The following is a 3248-nucleotide window of genomic DNA, read 5'->3' on the forward strand; positions in this document are numbered from 1 at the left end:
CGGGTGGCATTCGCGGCATTCACCCAAACGCCGCCATCTTATCGCACGGCCGCCTTCGGCGTGGTCGAAGCGGGGTCGGGCGGACCCAACTTGACCGGGCTGCGGGCACTCGGGGCACCGATGATCTTCGCCGTGGCCGGCGAGCGCGTCGAGTTGTGGCAAGTCCACGCGAGCAAGCCCGCGAGCCGCATGGCCGTCGTCGCGATTGATGCTCTGGGTGACTTGTTCGCACGCCACGCCGAGCATTGGAGCCCGCGCGCTATTCATCGTGCAAAGGCAATCGATGCTGAGCCGCTGGCTAGCCGCCAGTTCGATTTCGTAGACATCGGCCTGATGATCGCAATCGAGGGCGAGGTGCATGTCAAGCTCGATACCTTGCTACGCGAGACGCTCACAAATGTGATCGATGTCCGGGGGCGCCCGACCATGGATGCGCGCTTGTTGTTCCAGGCGACCTTCCGGTTCCTTGCCGCGAAGATCCTGACCGATCGCGGTCACGAGTCGGCAGCCAGTTGGGCGGATGGTAATGTCGACAACGTGTTGCGCGGGATCGACCTCTATTATGGCTTGGGAACCATCGTACCCTCGCCGCGCGATCGCGCGCTGTTGGAAACCGTATGGGAAGGTATCCGCGCCGGCATCAATTTCCAGAATATCTCTGCCGACGATCTCGCGTTTGTTTATGAGAATACCTTCGTGACGTCGGAAGCACGTGCGGAGTACAGCACGCACAGCACACCGCGGCAAATGGCCGAGCATATTGTCCGGCGTCTCGAACTTTGGCGGAACCTGGAAAGTGTCCGCGTATACGAGCCATTTGCGGGTGCAGGCGTGCTTCTCGTGGCAGCGCTCAGGCAACTGCGCGCCGCGTTGCCACTTGAGTGGAACGATGAAGAGCGGCATCACTTCCTGACCGCACGTCTCGCTGGCGACGAAATCGACGAATTCGCCTGTGAAGTGGCTAAGCTATCACTCATCCTTGCCGACTATCCCAATCACAATGGCTGGGACATCCAGCAGGCCAATCTGTTTGTAGGAGATCGGCTGCGGAAGCGAATCACCGCCGACACATTTGTCATTTGCAATCCACCGTTCGCGGATTTTGGTCCCGAAGACCGCGGCAGCGCAATTGCGCAGCACGATGTTTTCAAGCCGCTTGCGGTGCTGGAAGAGGTGATAGCGGCGCAGCCGGCCGGTATAGGTTTCGTCCTGCCCGCAACTTTCATAGTAGAGAAGCGCTATCGCAAGGTGCGAGCCTTGATCGAGAAGCACTTCACTTCGGTCGAAATTGTTGAGATTCCAGACGATGTGTTTTCCGCATCGCGTAACTCAGCCTCGCTGTTGATCGCCCGCGACCCGAGAACGATCGCAGATGACCGTCGGATCACCCTGCGCTCCAGTGAAGTCACATTGCGCGATCGCTTGCACTTCCTCAAAGCCGGCGTCATCACCCGTAGCCGGTCGCTAACCCGGTGGGTGCCACCCGAACCAAGTGGCGATCTATGGGTGCCAGCTCTCCATGAGGTATGGGGCTATCTTTCGGATCGGCCCAAACTTGGCGACCGTCTGGAACTGCATCGCGGTATTGAATGGTCGGGTTCGCAGTCGAGTGCCTGGAGCCGCGAACCAAAGCCTGGCTTTGAGCGCGGTCTGCATAATATCAATGGACACCGGCAGTTCCAGTCCCAAGATCCCGTGTGGCTCGATTGCCGACCGAACTCGGCGCGAGGTGGCGCGTACAAGCTGCAATGGGAACAGACGAAGCTTATTTTGAATGCCATTCGTCTGAGCCGCTATCCTTGGAGGTTGGCGGCGAGCCTCGACACTAAGGGGTTGGTCTGCTCGCAGCAATTTATTGGGGCATGGGCGAAGGAAGGAGTGAGCTACGAAAATCTGCTCGCGTTGATGGCCGTGCTCAATGGGCCTGTCGCAAACGCCTTCGCGACCGTCTTTACTTCGGACCGGGGCTTTCGGCTCACGACGCTGCGCGACATTCCGCTCCCTAATCATCTGTCGCCCGAGATCGCCGAGATGGTCGCGGCCTACACCGAGCGGCTGCCGCATGCTGCACTTTCCTTCGATAATGATGCTGCACTTCAGCGCCTACTGGCCCGGATCGACAGTGCGGTCCTTGCGAGCTACGCGCTTCCGGTCCGGCTCGAGCGCGAACTGCTGCGCTTTTTTGAGGGCGCGCGGCGGCCGGTCGCGCATGCATGGGAAGGTTGGCCTGGGCTGGACGCAGCCCCCGGCCTTTCGCTTGCCGAGACCCTCGCCGGCAACCGAGAACAATTCAGCGGCAATTGGGTCAAGAGCGTTTTCGAACCTTTGCCCCAGAGCGAAGCCGACGCGCTGCGCGCATATATCGGCTGATCAATGACCGGATATCTGCTCGACACCTCGGTTCTGATCGCCCTCGTTGATCCTGCCCATGTGCTGCACGCGACCGTCGCTGCAGCGATCGACGCCATGAGTGGCGATGATCTCCAATATGTCTCGGCCGTGAGCGTGGGAGAAATCCGTACGGGGGTAGCAAGCGTGCAAAACATCCATGGCCGCACGCCAACACATGCCAGTCAGGTGCTCGCAGCAGCACAGGCTCGCACGTTGCTACCGATAAACACCCAGGTTGCAGTCACATATGGCGATCTCAAGGCCGCAATGGTAAGCACATTCATGCCGAAGGCGAGCAGAAACAAGCCCCCCGCTCATCTCCAAGATTGGATCGACCACGCTACCGGCAAGCGGCTTGGCATCAACGAGAACGATCTTTGGATTTGCGCTCAGGGGTTCGAGCGCGATCTGCACGTCCTCACTTGTGACGGCGACTTTTCGCGGGTGCAAGCTGCCGAGCCACGCCTCGCGCTCAGCGTGTTGCGGGTTATCTGAACACCCGTCCGATGATCAAGCGCGGCGCTGAAGTGAGTGTCAGTGTGCTCTGTTGATCCGCGTATGCAATCGGAAAGAATCGCGAGGGCTCATGGGACGCGTGTCGGTAGAATATCTAGGCACGACCTCTTTCGGGATCAGCTGTGCCAGCGTTGTATGGCCGATGTGAGGGCGAAAGCTGCCGTCGTTTCGGTATCGTCTAGCCAGTCTATGCGTAAGCGCCTCGCCGATCGCCTACGGATTTGGGCTTGACGTTTTCCGGAATCGCCAGGGCATGAGTTCCTCGATCTGGCTCTGCGGATGGCCGTTGATGATGGCGTCGAGGGTTTCTGCGAGGTAGGCAACGGGATTGACGTCGTTGA

At 59.6% G+C, this 3248-nt stretch carries 3 protein-coding genes; 2 read left to right on the top strand and 1 reads right to left on the bottom strand.

The window, feature by feature from the left end; translation table 11 throughout:
- Positions 1 to 2370: DNA methyltransferase (locus J0I79_RS34525; protein WP_292870505.1), on the top strand; the 2370-nt coding region annotated here is incomplete at its 5' end.
- A gap of 3 nt (positions 2371 to 2373) precedes the next feature.
- A complete protein-coding gene (locus tag J0I79_RS34530) occupies positions 2374 to 2886 on the top strand; it encodes a type II toxin-antitoxin system VapC family toxin (RefSeq protein WP_292870508.1) in 513 nt (170 codons plus the stop codon).
- Between the two features lie 234 nt (positions 2887 to 3120).
- Here J0I79_RS34530 and J0I79_RS34535 read toward each other — a convergent pair.
- Positions 3121 to 3248 (bottom strand): transposase domain-containing protein (locus J0I79_RS34535; protein ID WP_292854903.1); only part of this gene is annotated, 128 nt, incomplete at its 5' end.

It is taken from the genome of Mesorhizobium sp., assembly GCF_017306585.1.
Classification (GTDB): domain Bacteria; phylum Pseudomonadota; class Alphaproteobacteria; order Rhizobiales; family Rhizobiaceae; genus Mesorhizobium.

Bases quoted from the DNA above. Each gene is read 5' to 3' on its own strand.
- J0I79_RS34530 (WP_292870508.1), top strand. From the start codon at position 2,374: ATGACCGGATATCTGCTCGACACCTCGGTTCTGATCGCCCTCGTTGAT.